Genomic DNA, 21,308 nt, shown 5'->3' with positions numbered 1-21,308 from the left:
ATGGCACAAACAAGACGTGAGTTTTTGAAGACAGCAGCGGCTGTTAGTGCAGCAAGTGTTGCAGGTATCGCAGTCCCAGCACCTCAAGCTTTAATGGCAAAAGAAGCTGAAGGGGGTTGGAAATGGGATAAGGCAGTTTGTCGATTCTGTGGAACGGGTTGTGGGATTATGGTTGCCACTAAAGATGAACAGATTGTAGCTGTCAAAGGTGATCCAGCAGCACCTGTGAATCGGGGTTTGAATTGCATTAAAGGTTATTTTAATGCTAAAATTATGTATGGACAAGATAGATTAACTCAACCTCTTTTGCGTGTAAATGCACAAGGTGAATTTGATAAAAATGGTCGATTCCAGCCAGTGAGTTGGCAAAAAGCTTTTGATGTTATGGAGCAAAAGTTTAAAGAGGCTTATAATGAGCTTGGACCAACAGGAATTGGCGTTTTTGGTTCAGGACAATATACAATTCAAGAAGGTTATGCAGCGGCAAAACTTATCAAAGGTGGTTTTAGAAGTAATAATCTTGATCCTAATGCTCGACATTGTATGGCAAGTGCGGTTGTGGGATTTATGGAGACTTTTGGAATTGATGAACCAGCTGGTTGCTATGATGATATTGAATTGACAGATACCATTGTAACTTGGGGAGCAAATATGTCTGAAATGCACCCAATCCTTTGGGCTAGAGTTACAGATAGAAAGTTATCTGCACCAGATAAAGTGCGTGTTGTTAATCTCACTCCTTATTCTAATCGCACTTCGGATTTAGCCGATACAGAGATTATTTTTACTCCACACACTGATTTGGCAATTTGGAATTATATTGCAAGAGAGATTGTTTATAATCACCCAGAATCTATCGATTGGGACTTTGTGAAGAAAAATTGTATTTTCACAACAGGATTTGTTGATATTGGTTATGGTATGAGAATGGATATTAAACATGCTAAATATAACCCAAAAGAACTTGATACTGCTGCAAAAGAAAAATCTAAAGTTCTAAGTGAGAATGAAGGGATTACTTTACGCTATTTAGGTATGAAAGCAGGCGAAGTAATGGAGAATAAACACATTGCTGATGCTGGAAATCATTGGGAAATTTCTTTTGAAGATTTTAAAACAGCTCTAGAACCTTATACGCTTGACTTTGTTGCTAAAATTGCAAAAGGTGATTCACAAGAAAGCCTAGAATCCTTCAAAGAAAAATTAAAAACATTGGCAAGTTATTATGTGGATAAAAACAGAAAAATTGTTAGTTTTTGGACAATGGGTATGAATCAACACACAAGAGGAACTTGGGTGAATGAACAAAGCTATATGGTTCATATGTTGCTAGGAAAACAAGCCAAACCTGGAAGTGGTGCTTTCTCTCTTACAGGGCAACCTAGTGCTTGTGGAACAGCAAGAGAAGTTGGGACATTCTCACATAGATTACCTGCAGATATGGTAGTGGGAAATAAAAAGCATAGAGAGATTACAGAAAAAATTTGGAAGCTTCCAAGTGGAACTATCAATCCTCAAATTGGGGCGCATTTTATGCAAATTATGCGTGATTTAGAAGATGGTAAAATTAAATGGGCTTGGGTGCAAGTGAATAATCCTTGGCAAAATACCGCTAATGCAAACCATTGGATTAAGGCAGCTAGGGAAATGGATAATTTTATTGTAGTTTCAGATGCTTATCCAGGAATTAGTGCAAAAGTAGCAGACTTGATTTTGCCAGTTGCAATGATTTATGAAAAATGGGGTGCATATGGAAATGCTGAGCGTCGCACACAGCATTGGAAACAACAAGTTTTACCTCAAGGAAATGCAATGAGTGATACTTGGCAGATGATGGAATTTTCAAAACGCTTCACTTTAAAAGAAGTATGGGGTGAAAAGAAAATTAATGCTAAACTTACTCTTCCAAGTGTGCTAGAACAAGCTAAAGCAATGGGATATAGTGAGGATACTACGCTTTTTGAAGTGCTTTATGCTAATCAAGAGGCAAAAAGCTATAAAACCGATGATAAAATGTTAGAAAATGAATTGAATTCTGAGGTGTTTGGCGATAAAAGACAAGTGGTTGGCAGTGATGGAAAGGTTTTTGAAGGTTATGGATTCTTTGTGCAAAAATACCTTTGGGAAGAATATCGTAAATTTGGTATCGGACATGGGCACGATTTAGCAGACTTTGATACTTATCATAGAGTTAGAGGTTTAAGGTGGCCTGTGGTTGATGGCAAAGAAACGCAATGGAGGTTTAATAGTAAATATGACTATTATGCAAGAAAAGCTAATAATGGCGAGTTTGCTTTTTATGGAACTTCAGGCAAAGAACTGCCAAGAGGGGATCTAAAATCGCCTAAAACAAGTGAAAAATATTCACTTAAAAATAAAGCAAAAATATTTTTCCGCCCTTATATGGATCCACCAGAAATGCCAAATGCAGAGTATCCATTTTGGTTAAGCACTGGTCGTGTGTTAGAGCATTGGCATAGTGGAACAATGACAATGAGAGTGCCAGAGCTTTATCGTGCAGTCCCAGAAGCATTGTGTTATATGAATCCGAAAGATGGAGAAAAATTGGGTGTGCAACAAAATGATGCAGTTTGGGTTGAATCAAGACGAGGAAAAGTCAAAGCAAGAGTGGATATGAGAGGTAGAAATCGTCCTCCAATGGGCTTAGTTTATGTGCCTTGGTTTGATGAAAAGGTATATATTAATAAAGTTTGTCTTGATGCGACTTGCCCAATTTCTAAACAAACTGATTTTAAAAAGTGTGCAGTGAAAATTTATAAGGCATAAAACCAATGGACAACAAAAATCCAAGAAGACAATTTTTTATCCAAGCAGCACAAGCAATCGCAATGACAATGATGGGTGGATTGGTTTGGAGTGCTTTTTTAAAGGAAAGCAGAGCTAATCCTCTTATCTTGCGACCACCGGGTGCTTTAGAAGAAAAAGAATTTTTAAAACATTGTATCAAATGTGGCTTATGTGTTGAAGCTTGCCCTTTTGATACTTTAAAGCTTGCAAGTGCAGGGAGTGGGAAGCCAATTGGGACTCCTTATTTTATACCCCGCGAGATTCCTTGTGAGATGTGTCCTGATATTCCTTGTGTAGCTATTTGTCCTACAAAAGCTTTGGAGCCGAAGTTGGTGCAGAGTGATGGAATATGGGAGATTAATAAAGCAAGAATGGGTGTGGCTATTGTGGATAAAGAGCATTGCGTGGCTTATTGGGGGATTCAGTGTGATGCGTGTTATCGTGCTTGTCCTTTGATGGGTGAAGCAATTAAATTGGAATTAAAGCGTAATGAACGAACAGGCAAACATTCTTATTTGCTCCCAGTTGTAGAAAGTGAGGTTTGCACTGGTTGTGGCAAATGTGAAAAAGCTTGTGTAACACAAGAAGCAGCTATTATTGTAATGCCTAGGGAAGTCGCTTTAGGGGCAGTAGGGACAAATTATATTAAAGGTTGGGAAAGTCAAGATGAAGAGAGATTAGAAGATGCCACATTGCATCAACTAAGAAATAGCAACAAAAATCTACAAGAAGTGCAAGATTACCTCAATAATGGAGAGCTATGATGAAAAGATTTCGTTTTTTAGCACTTAGACGCATTATACAAATAGGTTTATTGTGTTTGTATTTTTTAGGTAATTATGCCGGCATCAAGATTTTGCAAGGCAATCTTAGCAGCTCTTTGCTTTTTGGGACGATTCCATTAAGTGATCCTTTTGCCATCTTGCAGCTTTTTTTTAGTGGCGCGTTACTTGGAGTAAATGCTTTAATAGGTGGATTAATTATTCTGGCTTTTTATGCCTTATTGGCAGGAAGAGCTTTTTGTTCTTATGTTTGTCCAATGAATCTCATTACGGATTTAGCTAACTATTTGCGACGTGTTTTGCGAGTTAATTATGCACCTTTTTATTTAAGTAAAAAGATACGATATTTCGCTTTGGTTCTTGCTTTGATTCTGTCAAGTTTATTTGGAATGGCAGCTTTTGAGGCTATTAGCCCTATTGCAATGATTCATCGTGGAATTGTTTTTGGTATGGGCTTTGGAGCTTTTGCTGTGCTTTTAGTATTTTTATTGGATTTATTTATTGTTCCTCATGGTTTTTGTGGTCATTTATGTCCGCTTGGAGCCTTTTATTCCATAGTAAGTAAATTTGCTTTTTTAAAAGTGAAATACGATTTGGATTCTTGCACGCATTGTATGGAATGCAAAAAGATTTGTCCAGAAAAGCAAGTGCTTGGATTGATTGGAAAAGAGAGTGGAAAGGTTATTAGTGGGGAATGCACACGATGTGGAAGGTGTATTGAAGTTTGTGGGGATAATGCCCTTAAATTTAATCTTTTAGATTTTGCAAAAAGGAAATAAGATGAATTTTAAAACAATAATGATTGCAGGAGCGAGCACACTTGCTTTGATTTTTATTGGTTGTAAAAGTATGCAGGGTTATTCTGCTGAAGAAATAGGTTTAAGAAAAACAACACTTTTTAGCGAAGAAGCACAAATCCAAGCTTATGATTATAGCGGTAAAGCAGCGGGCGAATCAGAATTGATTGAACGCGCTTTTGAAAATGCACCACCTATGATTCCACATAATCTTGATGGAATGTTACCTATTACAAGAGATAATAATTCTTGCACAGGTTGCCATTTACCTGGGATTGCAGAAGCAGTGGGAGCAACAGCTATGCCTAAATCTCATTTCTATGATTTAAGAAATAATAAAGATTTGCATGAAGAAATGGATGAAAATCGCTTTAATTGCGTAATTTGCCATACTACGCAAGTAAATGCAGCTCCTTTAGTTGAAAATAACTTCAAAGCAGATTTTCGTCAAGATGATGGTAATACAAGATCTAATTTGCTTGATATTTTAAATGAAGGTGTGAAGTGAAAGAGAATCGCAGAGATTTCTTTAATTTCTTTTTAAAAAGGGGGAAGCAAAAGGAGAGTAATTCTTGGCTCCCACTTCCTCCTTATAATCAAGATAAATCTCTTTTTGAAAAATTTTGCAAAGATTGTGAAAAGCCGTGTGTGAAAGTTTGTGAAACAATTTGTCAAAAAGGGATTTTAAAGATATTTGATGGAATTCCTTATGTAGATTTTAGTTTGGAGGGTTGTAAGCTTTGTGGTGAATGTGCAAAGGCTTGTCCTAATGGAGTTTTAGAAGAAGAGAGTGAGAGCCATTGGAATTTTGAGGTATGTATTGATGAACTTCAATGTTTAGGTTATCATAAAACAATGTGTTATACTTGCAAAGAAGCTTGTCAGAGTGTGCTTGGAAGCCAAAAAGCTATTGATTTTATTGGAATGTTTTATCCCGTGATTAATAAAAATTGCATTGGTTGTGGGTTTTGTGTTGGTGTTTGTCCAACACAAGCTATTGTTTTAAAGGAAAGAAAATGCTAAAAATAATCTTTGTATTTTTGTGTTTTTTGGAGAGTGTTTTTGCTATAAGTCCATTTTATCAATTGAGTTTAAAAAATAATATTATTGATATGAATTATATTGATAATAAAATTTTAGTGGGAACAGACTTTGGTGAAGTGGTGGAGATTAACTTTGATTCTGAATTTCAAAATATTTCCCAAAAAACTCTTGTGGAGTTGCCACATATTAGTAATTTTTTTGGTGATTCTTATCTGCCTAAGGTGTTTTCTGTAGATTTTTTTGATCAGCGATTTTTGATTGATAGTGAGGGAAGTGATGGAAAAAAGAATCTTTTTATTTTTGGGGAAAAATTAGAAAAACTTCCTTTGACTTTAAATGTTAAAAAAGCAGCTTTTGTAGATAAAGATAAGATTTTTTTGGGATTAGTAAGCAATGAAATTGTATTGTATGATTTAAAAAATAATAAAGTGCTTTATCAAAAACAACTTTCAGAGGCAACTTTTTCGGATTTTATTTTAAGTGAAGATCGCACAAGATTTCTTGTTTCTTGTGAATCAGGAATTTTGTATTATGGAGAGGTTTTAAGCGGAGAGATTTTAGAAGAATTAAGTGGATTAAACAAAGATAATGTTTATGAAGCTAAAATGGCATTGGGTCAAAATGGATTAGTTGTGATTACAGCAGGGCAAGATAGAAAAGCAGGGGTGTATTTAAAAGATTCTCGAAGTTATACTAAAGAGGCAGAATTTTTAGTTTATAGCGTAGGATTAAGTCCTAGTGGGGAGATTGGGGCTTATATGAAAAATGAAATGAGTGATATTGCAGTCTTTAAGATTGTAAATAAGGAAGATATTGCTATTTTGCAGGGACATAAGAGTTTATTAAATAGCATTATTTTTGTGGATGACAAAAGAATTATAAGTGCTGAAGATGGGAAAAATATTTTGTTTTGGAAATTACCTTAAAGGATAAGTATGCAAAATGAAAATGAGAAAAGCCAAGATTTTAATGTTTCAAGTTTGGTGGTGATGTGCAAGGGGGAGGATATCCAAAGGCTTTGGGAAGAGATTGAGAAGATTCCTCAGACACAATGTCATTACAAAGATGAGAGCGGTAAGATTATTGTTACTATTGAATCAAGCAATGTTGATGAAGAAATACGAATATTAAAAAAGATTGAAAGATTAAAAGGTGTAATATCTGCACAAATGATTTATACTTATCATAATTCTGAATTAGAAGTCTTGCAAGAGAATATTCAAAGACAAGATGCGGTGCCTGAAATTCTTAAAAATGATAATTTAAAGGCAGAGGAAATAGGCTATAGTGGAGATGTCCAAGATAAAATTGATAACATTTTAAATAAAAAAAGAACCAAATAAAAATGGATTGCTCCTAGTAAGTCGCCCAATTTAAACTTATTGAAATTTTATTGATGACTTGTTTGCAGGTTTTATGATGAATTAGCGTTTAATATTCTATGAGTTATGGTAAGCATAGTTTGAGTGTTGCTAATTGAGAAATAGAAGGATAAACTTTTTATTGATACATAAAGATGGGCGTTATTTTTTTGTATCGTTTTTGAATGGATTAGTTGATGAGGCATTTTTTGATTTAAGGTATTTGAAAAATGTCTTTGTGGAGGCAATATAAAAGAGATTAAAATATAATTAAATTGGAGAAGTAGAGATTTTTTGTCTGAGGTTTTGGAATTTAGCAATATGCAAAAAAGTGTGGATATTGTAAAAAGCGAAAATGAATTATTGAATTCTTTGTGTTTTAATGAAGTAGATTGTAAAATTATAGTAAAAAGGATTTGCTAATGTTAAGAGAGTTTTTTGAAATTTATTGTCAAAATGGCGGAAAAATTACTTCCCTTAATCAGTATTTAAAAGAAAACCAGAAAGGTGCAGTGGTTTTATTAGGTGGATTTATTTTGGATTTTTTAGAGAAAATCCCTTCTTTAGTAAAACAGGAGAGTGTTTTTTTATTAAGCCCTTTGAATTTTAATCCCGCTTCTAATATTAAGCAGTTTTTGTATGAAGTTGGTTGTGAAGAATTGGTTTTGGCACTTTTAGCAGAATCTTTATTGCAGGATGAAGTGGTTAAAAATCAAACTTTCATTCAAGATCTTGATATTGGATATTTAGCTTCAGAAATTAACTTAGCAGAAGAGGAAATTTTTGAGATACAGCAGAGCTTTAAAAAGAATTCTAAAAATGCTTTGATTATTGGAGAGGATATTTTTACTCACAAAAATGCTAAAAATATTGCAAAGATTCTTGCGTTATTTTCTCAAAATCATACTTTGGAAGTAGTTTTTTTAGAAGAGCAGATGGTATCTATTATGCCCCATTTTGAAGAGATTACTAAGGTAGAAGAAGTTGGAGATTTTGATGGCTTGGTAGCGTATTTGCACTATGATGATTCTATTAAATCTCCAATCTTAAAGGCTTCAAGGCAATTTGGATTAGTAGGGAAGGTGAGTGATAAGGAGAGAGTTGAAGTGGTTTTTGAGGATTCAGAGGTATTGGAAGTAGAATTTTACGAAAATAAAGAAATTAAAGGAATGGTGGGAATTTTATTGTTACCTACAAAGGAGGATTCTTCTTTTTGTTATCAAAAAATCAGACTTAATAAGATAATGTAATGATAAAAAATGCCAATCAAAATAGAAGATCGTGAAATATTTTACAAAGAAAGTGAGATTGTTTTGAATGAGTATGGGCATTAATAATATTTTTATTTTCTAAGTGAAATTTTTGGATTTATAAGGTTTTTTTGATAAAAATTAAATTTTTATCAAAAAGCCGCCAATGAAAATTGCAAGAATAATAGCCGGTATGATGTATTTAATATAATAAAACCAAATAAGGCTAAAAAGCGAGGGTTTGGAGGAATAATTGTTGATTTCTTTAATCGCATTTTTATCCAAAACCCAGCCAACATATATAACAGAACCCAAAGCAGTAAGCACAAAGAATATATTTCCACTAATAAAATCAAAATTATCAAAGATATTTCTACCAAAAATGATAATATCACTCCAAGGTCCATAAGCAAGAATACAAGGAAGATTCCCCAAAATAAAAACCGCTATCAATGTAAAGCTAACTGCTTTATTATGAGAGAATTTAAATTTTTCTTCTAAAATACTAATGATAACTTGATAAATGGTTAATGAAGTTGTAAGAGCAGCAATTAGCAACAAAACAAAAAATACAATTGCAAAGAAACCACCAAAAACCATATGTGAAAAGGCAATAGGAAGACTTTTGAATACTAATGAGGGTCCAGAATCAGGAGCTAACCCAACGCTAAAGAGCGAAGGGAAGATAATAAAACCAGCTAGAATTGCCACAAGTGTATTGATGATTCCTGTAATACAAGCGGTTTTGACAAGTTTTTCATCTTTTCTAAGGTGAGAAGAAAGTGTAATCATAACCCCAAATCCAAGAGAAAGTGCAAAGAAAACTTGCCCTAAAACATACAAAAAGAGTTTTGGGGTAATGGCAGAAAAATCAGGAATAAGATAGAATTTAATCCCCTCCATAGCATTATCTAGTGTGATATTGCGTGCTATCATTCCTAAAAGACATAATAATAAAAGTGGCATAAGCCATTTAACCGATCTTTCAATCCCATCAATAATGCCTTTTTTAAGGATAATGTAGTTTATAGCAACAAAGAGTAAAGTGTAAAATCCAATCAGCCAAGGTGAATTTTCTATATTTTGGGAATAGAATTCTGAAGTGATTTCTTTTGTGATAGGGCTTGATAGATTAAGCCCAATATCTCCAAAAAAGGAAGTAAAAATATTGGCAATATAAGCAATAACCCAACCCCCAAGCACCATATAATAAGCTAAGATTCCAAAAGCACCTATGGCTCCCATATAGCCTATGATTTTCCAAGCACCTTTGTCTGTATTTTCTCCAAAGGCATCAATAGAGTTTTTGTGTGCCATTCTACCAATCACATTTTCAACTAAAATAATAGGGATTCCAACTAAAATCATCGCAAGAATAAAGATAAGCACATAAGCACCACCACCATTTTCTCCCACAAGATAGGGGAATCTCCAAGTCGCTCCAAAACCAATGGTAGCACCTGCAATCGTTAGAATATAAGTGATATGATTAGTCCAAGTTTGTCTTTGCATTTTTGTAACTTTAGGGGTAAAATTTAATTAAAACTATGATTATATAGGATTTTATCTTGATAAAGTCTAAAGGTTTTTTAAATTTTGTAAAAATGAATCCCATTTTGTGGATTGGTTTAAAATCGCGATTCCTTGCGAGATTTGTTGGGTTCGTAAGTTTGGATTTTCAATGGCTTTTAAATAGGAAAGAAGTTGTGATTTAAGGGAATCTTGATCTAGTTTCCATACTTCTTGTATGGATAAAATCGCTTTGGTATAGCTTTTGAGATTGGCATTTTGGTTGGGGGCAATTTCTAGAGCGATTCTTGGAGTTTGAGAAGCAATGATTTCCATTAAAGTTTGCCCACAAGCACAAATGCAAAGATCCATTTTGTAAAATAAATCTGCCATTTCTTCTTGTGTTAATCCATAATATCCTTTTGCTTTGTTGGTGAGTTTGGTGTTTTTGTGGATATAGTGGATTTCATAATTGGGATTATATGTTGCTAGTGCATCTATAATAAAACTAGTAAGATTTAAAATATCTTCACCGCCTAGTGTAATTAGAATCTTTTTTATTTTGGGGCGTGGAGATTTAATGGGTGTAGTGTTGAGCTTTTGTAAAAAGGGCTTTTGAAGAAGTCGATAATCTCCACCTAAAAGAAGTGTGTGGTTTGGATAATGAGATTGATAAAGTGTTTTTTGAGCATTGGGAGCATTGTTTAGTAAAAATGCATTAGGATAGGGCAAACGCAAGGTGTCATCAAAAAATAAGCAATGTGGAGCAAAGGCGGTTGCTTTTTGGTAAGATTCTAACCCTAAAACATAAGAATCAATAACAATTAAGTCGCATTTTTGTAACTCCAAATCCAAAAGACTAGTATCAAACAAATAAGCTTCATATCCATTGCTTTTTAGAATCTCTAAAAGTGCATTGCAACGACTAAAATGCCCTAGCCCAACCCCAAATTTTTTATCCACAAAAAGAAGCGCTTTTGACATTAGTAGATTTTTTTAAGGTTTTCTAGCTTGGAAGTGGCGTTTAAAAGCAGCATATCTGCTAAAATTAAAGCTAACATTGATTCACATACAACGCTACCACGAATAGCAATGCAAGGATCGTGTCGTCCTTTGATTGCACAAGTGTGTTTTTCATTTTGGATATTAATGGTTTCTTGAGGTATAAAAATGCTTGGTGTGGGTTTAAAATGCACTTTAAAGTAGATTTCCTCACCATTGCTTATTCCACCCAAGATTCCACCACTATGATTGCTAGAAAAACCACTTGGCGTGATAGAATCATTATGGAGTGAGCCTTTCATTTTGGGTGCCATTGTTCCGCTACCGATCTCTACAGCTTTAACTCCATTTAAGCCAAGCATTAAAGCTCCAATGACTGAATCAAGTTTGTAATAAAGCGGTTCTCCAAGTCCAATAGGGACATTAATAGCACTAACTAATGCTACTCCTCCAATGCTATCGTGCGAGTTTCTAGCCTTTAAGATAGCTTCTTTTTGGGCTTCTTCTGTATTTTTATCTAGAGAGAAAATTTCACTTTCTTTAGCAAAATTAAAATCAATTGTTTGACACGCTATTTCCCCTATGCTAAAAATCCCACTTCTTAGCGTAATTCCAAACTCATTTAAAAGGCATTTAGCAATCGCTCCTGCAGCCACTCTAGCAGAAGTTTCTCTCGCACTTGATCTTCCACCACCTCGGTAATCTCTGATTCCATATTTATGGAAATAAGTAAAATCTGCATGTCCTGGGCGAAAAATGTCTTTTATATTAGTGTAATCACTGCTTTTACTAGCACTATTGTGAATGAAAAAACCAAGGGGAGTGCCTGTTGTTTTGCCTTCAAAAACTCCACTTAGAATCTCAACTTTATCAGCTTCTTTTCTTTGAGTGGAAAATAAATTTCTTCCTCCTTGACGCCTTTGCATTTCTTGAGCAATAAAGTCTTCATCAATGGCTAAACCTGCAGGGATTCCATCAAGCACACCCCCGATTCCTACTCCGTGGCTTTCGCCAAAAGTGGTTAATCTAAGGGTTTCTCCAAAAGTATTCATTGTCTATCCTTTAAAATTTTGAGTGCAATTTTGGCACAATTTTGTTGAGCTTCTTTTTTGCTTTTTCCTTTAGCTTGTGCGTATTCTTTGTTTTGAATAAAGACGCCCATAAGAAATTCTTTATTATGATCAGGTCCTTTAGAATCTAACACTACATATTCTGGAGTGATTCCAAATAAGGCTTGGGTAAGCTCTTGTAGGCTTGTTTTGTAATCATAAAAAAGATTTTCTAAATCAATCTTTGGATATAAAATATCTAAAATTTTCAAAACTATCGTTTGCACTTTTTCTAAGCCACTTTCTAGATAAATTGCTCCAACAATTGCCTCAAAGGCATTAGAGAGAATTGAATCTTTTTCTCTGCCATTGTTTTGTTCTTCAGAATGTGAGATATAAAGGTATTCTCCAATATTTAAATATCTAGCAATTTTTGCAAATGCCTTTTCATTAACCATTGAAGCACGCATTTTGGAGAGTTCTCCTTCAGGAGAATGGGGGAACTTTTTGTATAAAAATTCTCCAATAATCAAATCTAAAACAGCATCACCTAAAAATTCCAATCGCTCATTATGAGTAGATTTTTTGGCACTTTTATGGGTTAGAGCCTCTTGGAGTAAGTTTTGATTGGAGAAGTGATAGCCTAGATATTGTTGAAAATCTTTTAAATCCACTTTTATTCCTTTTGATTTTTAAGTTTTAATGCTTCTTCTTTAGCAATTTTATCACAAAGTTCATTTTCTTTGTGTCCATTGTGTCCTTTAACCCATTTAACTTCAATTTTGTGATTTTTTGAAACTTCTAGATATTGTTTCCAAAGTTCTGGATTTTTAATATTTTTAAAATCTTTAATAATCCAGTTAGGAAGCCATTTAGAAAGTCCATCTAAGACATATTTTGAATCGCTTATCACTAAAATTTCGCAAGGTTCTTTGAGAGCTTTTAGGCTAAAGATAAGGGCAGATAATTCCATTTGATTGTTAGTAACATTTTTTGCACTGCCTTTTAGAATCTTTTCTTTATCTTGATAACGCAAGATTCCACACCAACCACCATAACCTGGATTTCCCAAGGAAGATCCATCACAAAAGAGAGTAACGCGTTTCATCTTGTTTTTGCTTTAAGGTAATAATGGTTTTAATGCTTAATAATGTGCCACAATGTGGGCAGGTTTCAAAGGGCAGTGGCATATTAGCTTTGCAATCTGTGCAGTGATAGGTAAATTTTAAATCCCCTGCATAATTTTTTTCTTTATTTAAAAGAGAAAGTGCCTCTAGCTCAAAAGTTTCTTTTTTGGTATTGGTAGTTGGATAGAATCCTTTAGCTTCTAAAATGTCTTGGAGTAGTTTATTTTTAATTGTAATAGTTGGAAGCTCATTTGAATTGCAATTCCATAAAATATCTAGTATCTCTAAAAGATTTGTTGAATCAAGTTTTTGAATATTTTCCCAAAATAGGGAAGGGTGAAAATCCTTTAAAAAGGAAAGTATGATTCGTGAGAGTTTGGGTTCTTTTTGGAAAAGTGCTAGAATCTTTTTGATTTTATCTTGATTATCATCTTTTTGAAAGATGAGAATTTTTGCTTCTAAATAATGCCAATGCAAGGTGGTGCCACCTTCAATTTCTTCCAAGCAATCAAGGGCTTCTAAGGCTTCTTTATAGAGATTTAAATCTTCATAGATTTTAATAAGAGATTTAAGAATCTTTTGGGAGCGAGGATAATGATGTAAAATCTCTAAATAAATTTCTTTAGCTCTTAGGGGAAATCCGGCTTTATAATAAATATTTCCAAGTGATTCTAAAATAGGAATTTTATCAATGGGGTTTTTAATGTAGTCTAGCAAAGTTGTATAAAGTCGAATGGCTTTTTCATAATTAGCGCCTTTTTGATACATATTTGCCATAAAAAGAATAGAAGGAATTGGATTTTGACTAAGAGCTAGGAATTCTTTGATTTCTTTATCAAAGCCGATATAATCAAAACTTTCCATAAATTTAGCAAGGGATTCGTGTTGTTTTTTACTCATTATGTAATTCCAATAATAAGCAAAAAGACTAATAATTCCAATACAAAAAATTAAAATTACAATCCCAAATAATGGATCTTGATAATCAATATTTTCTAAAAATTCCAAACCAAACCTTATAGATGAAAAATAACCTTGCGTTAATTATAGCAAAACTTATAAGAGGAATTTATAAGAAAGTTTAGTAAAATTTGATACTCTTATAAGGACTAGGAAAAATTGTGATTGCAGAACAAAGTATTGAGGCGTTAAAAAATCAGCTTGATATTATTGAAGTGGTTTCACATTACATTGAATTAAAAAAAATAGGGGCTACTTTTAAAGCTTGTTGTCCTTTTCATCAAGAAAAAACTCCTAGTTTTGTTGTGAATCAAAATAAAGGCTTTTATCATTGTTTTGGCTGTGGGGCAAGTGGAGATAGCATTGCTTTTGTAATGCAGTATGAAAAGCTTAATTACAAAGAAGCCATAGAAAAACTAGCACAACTTTACAACTTTACACTAACCTATGAGAAAGATAAAAACTCTTTTCAAGAAGATTCTTATAGAATTATGGAATTTATGAGAGAATATTATCAAAATTCCCTTACAAAAGAAGTGGAATCTTACATTCAATCGCGTGGAATCACATTATCCACGCAACAGAAATTTGAGCTTGGATATGCGGGTCAAAATTATGAGATTATGGCTACTCTTCAGAAGCACTCTATTAATCTGCAAGAAGCTTTAAATTTGGGTATTTTGGGTGTGGATAATGAAAATGGAGCGAAGCGGTATTATGCAAGGCTTACGCAAAGATTGATTTTTCCTATTCGTTCGCCGCAAAATAAGATTGTGGGCTTTGGTGGGCGAACTTTAGGGAATCATCCAGCAAAATATATTAACTCCCCACAAACTAAACTTTTTAATAAATCACAGATTCTTTATGGATATCCACAAGCAAAAGAAACGATTTATAAAAAAGAAGAGGTGATTGTAACAGAAGGGTATTTGGATGTTATTATGTTGCATCAAGCAGGTTTTACAAATGCAGTCGCTACACTTGGAACTGCTTTAACTAAAGAGCATTTGCCATTGCTTTCTAAAGGAAATCCAAAAGTGATTCTTGCTTATGATGGAGATAATGCGGGAATGAATGCGGCTTTTAAAGCAGCTTCTTTATTATCTTTGGCTAATAAAGAAGGTGGCGTTGTGCTATTTGATGGTGGTTTGGATCCTGCTGATATGGTAAAAAATGGAGATATTGCAAGATTAAAAGAGCTTTTTTTAACTTCGATTCCTTTTATTGATTTTGTGCTTGAATGGATTATAAAGAAATATGATTTGGATAATCCACTTCAAAAAGATAAATGTCTGCAAGAAGCTTTAGAGTATTTGCAACATTTTTCTTTAGTGATTCAAGAAGATTATAAAGGATTTTTAGCACAAAGATTAAAACTGCCTAGCCATCTAATAAGAATCAAAAAAAATAATCAAAAAGAGCAAATAAAAGAGCCAATTCAAAGTGAGGGGAGTTTTGATTTAGCAGAAAAGGCAATTATTAAAAGTGTGCTAGAGGATATGAATCTTTTAGAATTTGTGATGGACTTTTTAGAGCCTACAATGTTTTTTAGCCAAAAGGAAGCTTATTTGAAACTTTTAAAAGGGGAGTTAGAAGATCCTAGTTTGATACGAATTTTGTTGGATAATAAAGTTAAGGCACAAGACAAAGAAAAATTAAAGCAACAGATGATTATGATTCTATACCAATATTATGAAGAACAAAAACAAAAAGTCATTAATGAAAAACAACTCTCTTTAAGAGAAAAATCGTTTTTGATACGAAAATATCAAAAATATTTAGATAACTTAAAAAAAGGAGATTTAATCGTCTATGAAGGCTTTAGCACTTTTTAGTGGTGGTTTAGATAGTTTATTAGCTATTAAAATTATTAAAGATATGGGTATTGAAGTTTTAGCATTGCATTTTGATATAGGTTTTATTGGAAAAAATGATAAAAGTGAGGCTTTAAAGGCAATCTTAAGCCAAATTGATGTGCCTTTAAAGGTTGTGGATATTAAAAGGCAATTTTTCAATGAAGTTTTATTTGAACCAAAATATGGCTATGGCAAATATTTTAATCCTTGTATTGATTGTCATGGCAATATGTTCTCACACGCGTTTTCTATGTTAGAGAGTGAGGGAGCGAGTTTTGTTATTAGTGGAGAAGTTTTAGGACAACGCCCAAAAAGTCAGAGAGCTGAAGCACTTTTGCAAGTAGAAAAGCTTTGTAATGCTCAAGGATTAGTGGTGCGTCCTATGAGTGCCAAGTTATTACCTATTACTATTCCAGAACAAAAAGGTTGGATTGATAGAGAGAAGTTACTTGATATTCACGGCAGAGGTAGAGAGAGACAGCTTAAAATGGTAGAAGAATATGGGATTAAAAACTTTGCGAAACCTGGTGGTGGTTGTCTTTTGACTGAAATTTCAATTGCCAATAAAATCAAAGATTTAAAATCTCATAGAGAAATTGTGTTTGAAGATATGGAAATGGTAAAATATGGACGCTATTTTATTTTGCCTAATGGAGCGCGTTGTATTGTGGCTAGAAATGAGGAAGAGAATCGCAAACTTTCTTTTCAACACCCTAAAATGAGTAAGATTGAATTACTAGATTGTGTTGGTCCTTTAGCATTAGTAGAAAAAGATTCAACAAAGGAGGATAAAGAAATGGCGATTGCCTTAGCTTTGGTGTATGGCAAGACTGAAGCAGATCGCTCCTATAAAGTCCGCTTTGAGGGAGAGGAAAGAGAAGCCAAACCTTTTGTTTCTAAAGAAAAAGCACAGGAATTTTTATTGCAATCTTAAAATTAAAGGAGTAAATATGCAAAAAGAAGCTTTTAGTGAAATTATCCATCAAAGATACTCTTGTAGAGATCTTAAGGAGAGTCTTTTAAAGAGAGAAGATTTAGAGTATATTTTAGAAGCTGGGAGGTTATCGCCTAGTTCTTTAGGGTTGGAGCCTTGGAGATTTTTGGTGGTGCAGGATTCTAATAAAAAAGCAGAAATTTCAAAGATAGCTAATCATCAAGAGCATGTTAAAAAGTGTGGAGCTATTATTATTATCTTGGCACGATTGGATTTTGGAGAATATTTTATTCCTAAACTTCAAGCAAGAGGAATGAAAGAAGAAGAATTGCAAAAGCGTATTGCTATTTATAAGCCTTTTATTGATGGTATGAACGAAAATGAAAAATTACATTATGCAAGAGAACAAACTTATTTGGCTTTAGGGAATATTGCTAATGCAGCTTGTGCTATTGGACTTGGATCGTGCATTATTGGTGGTTTTGATTCCAAGGCTTTGGATCAATATTTGAAGCTTGATATTGCAAAAGAGAGAAGTTCTATAATGTTAGTTGTGGGAGAATATGCAAACAAGATGATTCCGCAAAAAGCACGCTTTAGTAAAGAGGAAGTGATCGCTTTTCTTGATTGATAGATATTTTTAAATGATTAAAATTTTAATAAAAAGATGGGGGATGTATGATGTTTGGAAATTCTAAAAGGGAACAAGAATTAATAGATGAAAACAAGGAGCTTAAAAATAAAATAGAGCAATTAGAGAAAGCATTGCGTCATTGTAGTTTAAAGAATGAGGAATACCAAAAATCCTTAGATCAAACACAAAAGACTGACAACAAGGCAGAAGTTTTTAATGAGATGTTTGGAATGATGACGCAATCGTGTGCAAAAAATCTTAAAATTTTGCAAGATGATTTTTCAAACTCTGTAGATATGTTACAAGAATCAGAAAAAATATCACTTCAAAATTATGAACAAACGCAATTACTTGAAACTTCAATTGGCGGGACTATATCAGGTGTAGCAGAGAAGCTTAATAGTTTTCAGATGATGATTACTCAAGTTTATCAAGATTTAGATTCAATCACTAATGTGATTAATTTAATTACAGATGTTAGCGATCAAACTAATCTTTTGGCGCTTAATGCTGCCATTGAAGCAGCAAGAGCTGGAGAGCATGGAAGAGGATTTGCAGTTGTGGCTGATGAGGTGCGAAAGCTTGCAGAAAGGGCACAAAAGGCAACAAAAGAGATTGAAATGAATATCCAAGTTTTACGCCAAAATTTCTCAGAAGTGCAGAGTTCTACAGAAGAGATTGTAAGTGATATGGATAGCGTAAATGGAGAAGTTTTAAAATTTGTTGAAATAGGAAAAACTTCAATGGCGGTTCGAGAAGATGCCGCTAATGTTTTGGATACGACTTTTATTGCATTGGTAAAGTTAGATCATTTGCTTTTTAAAATTAATAGTTACAAAGCTATTATTGAGAATAATAAAGAGATAAAATTAGCCACTCATCATGAATGCCGTTTAGGGAAATGGTATGATACAGGAATTGGAAAAGAGTATTTTAGTCAATTAGGTAGCTATGCAAGTTTAGAAGCTCCGCATTCTGGTGTGCATGATTCTTTTAGATCAGCTTTAGATGTTTTTAAAGAATCAGGAATGCAAAAAGGTAATGAGATAATTGATTTTATCAAAGAAGGAGAAGTGGCATCTGATAATGTTATTTCTGTATTGGATAATCTTTTAAAAGAAAAAATGACAGAAAGAAAAAATGAGCATAAATAAGTTTAGAATATAAGGATTAGATTTCCTCATATTGCTATCTAAAAAGATTCTTAAAAGAATTAGAATCAAAGTTTTCAAAATCGTAATTTTGTGTAGCACCACCAAGTGGAAGACTTGCTTTTTCAATAAGTGAACTAATTTTTGTCATTTTTTCATTGATTTCATTGTGTTTTTGTGAAAAATTTTCTACCAATGAATTTTCATTGCTAATTTGGCTTGGCAAAGGAAGCGAGAGTGAAACATTTTCTCCTGCTAGATTAAGTGTTAATTCTTTTCCAAAGAGTGATTCGTTTTTGAATTGTGCAGTTTTGGCTATAGAATCAAGTGAATTAAGATTGTCTGCATTGATTTCCATATCTTTAGCTTGTGTGCTTAAAGCATTGAGGGTAATATCAGCAATTTGCATTGCACCAATCATTTCGTTAGCACCTTTGATTCCATCGCTAAATTTACGAATTTCTAGAGCTTCTTTAGAGAGATTGGGTAATTCTTGTAGTTCTTGCGTTGTTTGTGCTTGGGATTCTACTTCTTTTGAGAGTGAAGTTGGCTTTTGTGGGTAAATATTTCCTATTCCATAGGGATTGACAGATGATAACATTGAAACTCCTTTAAAATTTTAAAGGATTAAAGCATTTTGCGTTCCAAATTTAATTTTATTGTTTTTGTTGTTTTTCTAGTATAAGTATTTTTTGCTCAAGTATTTTTTGATTTTTGCTTAGATTGGCAGTAGCAGTGATTTGATTAAGTAAAACCCATAAACTAAGTGTCGCAAAAATAATCGTTATCACACAGCACACAAGAGCAATTTTAATAGCCCTTGTTGCAGTGTTGTTGGAATGATTGATTTTTTTATCCAAATTTTCCATTAAAGCACCTTTTTAGAAGAAAATTTATTTAAAAGAGAATGGATGAGTGCCAAAACAAAAGAAAAAAGAGAGAGTAAAATAACAATACTAGCACCTGCTTGGAGATCACAAAAATAAGAAATACTAATACCGCCAAGTATGCAAGCAAAAGAAATAAGACTTGAAACAAACATCATCTTAGCTAGAGAGTTGGTTAGAATTTCACTGCAATAAGCTGGAATACTTAAAAGTGCAATGATTAAAATAATTCCTACAGAACGCATAGTAATCACAATTCCAATAGCAATGAGTATCATTAAGATTATGCTAAAAAAGTGGGTATTGATTCCTTGAAGTTGTGTAAATTCACTATCATAAGAGATTCCTAAAATGATACGATAGTTTAATATAATAAAAAGTATAAGAAAACAAGTGAAAATAATCATATATTGAATATCATTTTGAGTGATACTTAAAATACTCCCAAATAAATATCCCATAAAATCTTTGTTGTAACCAGGTGTTAATTCTACAAGAATAATCCCCAATGCCATTCCAAAAGCCCAAAGTGATCCTACGAGTGCATCTAATCTTTCTTTGGCATAAAGCAACATATAGGCAAGAATAATTGCACAAAAGACACTAAAAAGTGTTGCACCCAATAAAATTGGCAATCCAAAAAAAGCTGCGATTCCTACGCCACCATAAACACTATGAGCGATTCCCCCAGAGATAAAAACCATTCTATTGGTTACTGAAAGTGTGCCTATAATACCGCAAATAATGCTTGTAAAAAAGGCACCAATGATTGCATTTTGAATGAAGCTATATTCTAGAATATTAGTCAATTAACCATCCTAAATCTTCTTCATTTAATTCCTCTTTAATTTTGTCCATTTTAATTTCTGCTTTAAGATATTCTGTGATTTCTAGCATATCTATCAAAGCGTTTCTTAAGCAACTCGTAGCTCCTGGGCTTGGTGTCATATTAAAGGTAATACCTTGATTGCTTTTGATTTTTTTCTCGCCTAAGACAAGTTTTTTTTGTGTTTTGTCTAAAACTTGAGGGCGGATTCCACCAAATCCATAAGCATACGATAATTCATTGAGTTGAATAGAAGGAATGATTTTTCTAGCTTCTTCCCAAAAGTATTTTTTTCCAATACTTGGAATCTCATAGATGAAATTTCTAAAAATATAGTTTCGGATTTCATTATCAGAAAGTAAATCCCACATAATTTTTGTAGTAGCACTTCCAAAGCCAAAAGATTTTAGAAAATCTATAAAAGTACCACTTTTAAAGCGTTCTAATTTGGGTAATACAAGAGCAGTTGGTCCTAATCTAGTTTTTCCTTGTGCAACAACATCGGGATCTCCATGGATAGCTGCAAAAGGGAGTTTTGGATTTTGGACAGTATAAACTTTACCTTGAAGTTTGCTTCCAGGGATAAAATAAAAACTTCCAGATACAGGCAAACAACCCAAATCTAAGCCATAGCCCATATTTTGAGCTAAAAGTAAAGAATGTGCACCTGCATTTACTAGCACAAAAGAGGCTGTAATAGGAGATTGTCCTTGTGATTGTATTGTATAAGCACCATCGCCTTGTTGGATAATTTGAGTTACTTTATGGTTGAAAAGTGCTTTGTGTTCCCCAAAAACACTTTGCTCTATCATATGAGTGGCAGTAGCACAGAAATTCATCGCACAAAAGCTTTTTCTTACTCCCGAACCAACAATAGGTTCAGGTCTATCACTACCATCAGGCATTTTAATAACATTGGGTTCAATTTGTTTGAGCGTTTCTTTATCGAAAAATTCTAATTCAGGATAGATTTCTTTAAACTCTTCATGTCGTTTTGTCATAAATTCTACTTCTTTTTCACCCACACCGATAGCCATTTTTTGATATTCAAAAATGCTTTTATTTTGTAATTGATGATGAAAAGCATAAGAAACAAGTAATTTTGCTCCTCTTGAGACTTTTTTTGCTTTTTCAAAAGTGTAGTTTGTTTCAATATCCCCAGCGTGAATAGTTTGTGAGTTATTATTTCCACTTGAACTTAATGTTGCGGGTTGAGAATATTTTTCTAGTAAAACAACTTTTTTGAGATTTGTATAATGTGTGAGTGCATAAAAAAGTGCACTACCTGAAATACCAGCCCCAATAATGGCAACATCATAAGATTGATTCAT

Annotated in this window: 23 protein-coding genes; 13 read left to right on the top strand and 10 right to left on the bottom strand. The window is 33.4% G+C overall.

Annotated elements, in window-relative coordinates:
• The 9 genes from napA to HCAN_RS05645 all read left to right on the top strand — a co-directional run bounded on the left by napA (position 1) and on the right by HCAN_RS05645 (position 8,042).
• Positions 1 to 2,787 carry a nitrate reductase catalytic subunit NapA gene (gene napA / locus HCAN_RS05680; RefSeq protein WP_006655801.1) on the top strand — a complete coding sequence of 929 codons (2,787 nt, stop codon included), beginning with the start codon at positions 1 to 3 and terminating at the stop codon, positions 2,785 to 2,787.
• A gap of 5 nt (positions 2,788 to 2,792) precedes the next feature.
• The gene (gene napG, locus HCAN_RS05675) at positions 2,793 to 3,572 is read left to right on the top strand and encodes a ferredoxin-type protein NapG (RefSeq protein WP_006655800.1); all 780 of its coding nucleotides are present in this window, start codon (positions 2,793 to 2,795) and stop codon (positions 3,570 to 3,572) included.
• Positions 3,569 to 4,369: a quinol dehydrogenase ferredoxin subunit NapH gene (gene napH / locus HCAN_RS05670; protein WP_006655799.1), complete on the top strand. Its 801-nt coding sequence runs from the start codon at positions 3,569 to 3,571 to the stop codon at positions 4,367 to 4,369. The genes napG and napH overlap by 4 nt, the downstream gene beginning before the upstream one ends.
• A gap of 1 nt (position 4,370) precedes the next feature.
• Complete coding sequence (locus HCAN_RS05665) at positions 4,371 to 4,895, top strand: nitrate reductase cytochrome c-type subunit (RefSeq protein WP_006655798.1); 525 nt, start codon at positions 4,371 to 4,373, stop codon at positions 4,893 to 4,895.
• A complete protein-coding gene (locus tag HCAN_RS05660) occupies positions 4,892 to 5,410 on the top strand; it encodes a 4Fe-4S binding protein (protein WP_006655797.1) in 519 nt (172 codons plus the stop codon). Before HCAN_RS05665 ends, HCAN_RS05660 begins: the two co-directional genes overlap by 4 nt.
• On the top strand, positions 5,404 to 6,357 hold the full coding sequence (locus tag HCAN_RS05655; RefSeq protein WP_006655796.1) for a WD40 repeat domain-containing protein: 954 nt from the start codon (positions 5,404 to 5,406) through the stop codon (positions 6,355 to 6,357). The genes HCAN_RS05660 and HCAN_RS05655 overlap by 7 nt, the downstream gene beginning before the upstream one ends.
• Positions 6,358 to 6,366: 9 nt before the next feature.
• Positions 6,367 to 6,774, top strand: coding sequence for a chaperone NapD (locus HCAN_RS05650; protein ID WP_006655795.1), 408 nt, complete (start codon positions 6,367 to 6,369; stop codon positions 6,772 to 6,774).
• A 339-nt stretch (positions 6,775 to 7,113) separates the two neighbouring features.
• A complete protein-coding gene (locus HCAN_RS08170) occupies positions 7,114 to 7,215 on the top strand; it encodes an NADH-ubiquinone oxidoreductase subunit E family protein (protein WP_114975733.1) in 102 nt (33 codons plus the stop codon).
• A complete protein-coding gene (locus tag HCAN_RS05645) occupies positions 7,215 to 8,042 on the top strand; it encodes a hypothetical protein (RefSeq protein WP_006655792.1) in 828 nt (275 codons plus the stop codon). Before HCAN_RS08170 ends, HCAN_RS05645 begins: the two co-directional genes overlap by 1 nt.
• Before the next feature lie 141 nt (positions 8,043 to 8,183).
• Here HCAN_RS05645 and HCAN_RS05640 read toward each other — a convergent pair whose 3' ends face one another.
• The 6 genes from HCAN_RS05640 to HCAN_RS05615 form a co-directional block, all read right to left on the bottom strand.
• Positions 8,184 to 9,554, bottom strand: a complete 1,371-nt coding sequence (locus HCAN_RS05640; protein WP_006655791.1) for a sodium-dependent transporter — start codon at positions 9,552 to 9,554, stop codon at positions 8,184 to 8,186.
• Positions 9,555 to 9,620: 66 nt separating this feature from the next.
• Positions 9,621 to 10,535, bottom strand: a complete 915-nt coding sequence (locus HCAN_RS05635; RefSeq protein WP_006655790.1) for a hypothetical protein — start codon at positions 10,533 to 10,535, stop codon at positions 9,621 to 9,623.
• The gene (gene aroC / locus HCAN_RS05630; protein ID WP_006655789.1) at positions 10,535 to 11,605 is read right to left on the bottom strand and encodes a chorismate synthase; all 1,071 of its coding nucleotides are present in this window, start codon (positions 11,603 to 11,605) and stop codon (positions 10,535 to 10,537) included. Before aroC ends, HCAN_RS05635 begins: the two co-directional genes overlap by 1 nt.
• Positions 11,602 to 12,276, bottom strand: a complete 675-nt coding sequence (gene rnc / locus HCAN_RS05625; RefSeq protein WP_006655788.1) for a ribonuclease III — start codon at positions 12,274 to 12,276, stop codon at positions 11,602 to 11,604. Before rnc ends, aroC begins: the two co-directional genes overlap by 4 nt.
• A gap of 2 nt (positions 12,277 to 12,278) precedes the next feature.
• The gene (rnhA, locus tag HCAN_RS05620) at positions 12,279 to 12,710 is read right to left on the bottom strand and encodes a ribonuclease HI (protein WP_006655787.1); all 432 of its coding nucleotides are present in this window, start codon (positions 12,708 to 12,710) and stop codon (positions 12,279 to 12,281) included.
• A complete protein-coding gene (locus HCAN_RS05615) occupies positions 12,685 to 13,737 on the bottom strand; it encodes a tetratricopeptide repeat protein (protein ID WP_006655786.1) in 1,053 nt (350 codons plus the stop codon). The genes rnhA and HCAN_RS05615 overlap by 26 nt, the downstream gene beginning before the upstream one ends.
• Before the next feature lie 113 nt (positions 13,738 to 13,850).
• On the opposite strand from HCAN_RS05615, the gene dnaG reads away from it, so the two are divergent.
• The 4 genes from dnaG to HCAN_RS08340 are packed head-to-tail and all read left to right on the top strand — an operon-like array spanning position 13,851 to position 18,267.
• A complete protein-coding gene (dnaG, locus tag HCAN_RS05610) occupies positions 13,851 to 15,524 on the top strand; it encodes a DNA primase (RefSeq protein ID WP_006655785.1) in 1,674 nt (557 codons plus the stop codon).
• Positions 15,502 to 16,479, top strand: a complete 978-nt coding sequence (locus tag HCAN_RS05605) for a 7-cyano-7-deazaguanine synthase (RefSeq protein ID WP_006655784.1) — start codon at positions 15,502 to 15,504, stop codon at positions 16,477 to 16,479. The genes dnaG and HCAN_RS05605 overlap by 23 nt, the downstream gene beginning before the upstream one ends.
• 16 nt (positions 16,480 to 16,495) lie before the next feature.
• Positions 16,496 to 17,110: a nitroreductase family protein gene (locus tag HCAN_RS05600; protein WP_006655783.1), complete on the top strand. Its 615-nt coding sequence runs from the start codon at positions 16,496 to 16,498 to the stop codon at positions 17,108 to 17,110.
• A 47-nt stretch (positions 17,111 to 17,157) separates the two neighbouring features.
• Complete coding sequence (locus tag HCAN_RS08340) at positions 17,158 to 18,267, top strand: methyl-accepting chemotaxis protein (RefSeq protein ID WP_006656891.1); 1,110 nt, start codon at positions 17,158 to 17,160, stop codon at positions 18,265 to 18,267.
• 34 nt (positions 18,268 to 18,301) lie between these two features.
• Here HCAN_RS08340 and HCAN_RS05590 read toward each other — a convergent pair whose 3' ends face one another.
• Genes HCAN_RS05590 through HCAN_RS05575 form a run of 4 tightly spaced genes read right to left on the bottom strand, consistent with a single transcriptional unit; the run spans position 18,302 to position 21,308 of the window.
• On the bottom strand, positions 18,302 to 18,865 hold the full coding sequence (locus HCAN_RS05590; protein ID WP_006656890.1) for a flagellar FLiS export co-chaperone: 564 nt from the start codon (positions 18,863 to 18,865) through the stop codon (positions 18,302 to 18,304).
• Positions 18,866 to 18,920: 55 nt separating this feature from the next.
• Positions 18,921 to 19,133, bottom strand: coding sequence for a DUF5408 family protein (locus HCAN_RS05585; protein WP_006655782.1), 213 nt, complete (start codon positions 19,131 to 19,133; stop codon positions 18,921 to 18,923).
• On the bottom strand, positions 19,133 to 19,960 hold the full coding sequence (locus HCAN_RS05580; protein WP_006655781.1) for a metal ABC transporter permease: 828 nt from the start codon (positions 19,958 to 19,960) through the stop codon (positions 19,133 to 19,135). The genes HCAN_RS05585 and HCAN_RS05580 overlap by 1 nt, the downstream gene beginning before the upstream one ends.
• Positions 19,953 to 21,308, bottom strand: a complete 1,356-nt coding sequence (locus HCAN_RS05575) for an FAD-dependent oxidoreductase (RefSeq protein WP_006655780.1) — start codon at positions 21,306 to 21,308, stop codon at positions 19,953 to 19,955. The genes HCAN_RS05580 and HCAN_RS05575 overlap by 8 nt, the downstream gene beginning before the upstream one ends.

The organism is Helicobacter canadensis MIT 98-5491 (assembly GCF_000162575.1).
Lineage (GTDB): Bacteria > Campylobacterota > Campylobacteria > Campylobacterales > Helicobacteraceae > Helicobacter_D > Helicobacter_D canadensis.
The sequence above is the reverse complement of the archived record's forward strand: the minus strand, read 5'-3'. Positions and strand labels throughout refer to the sequence as shown.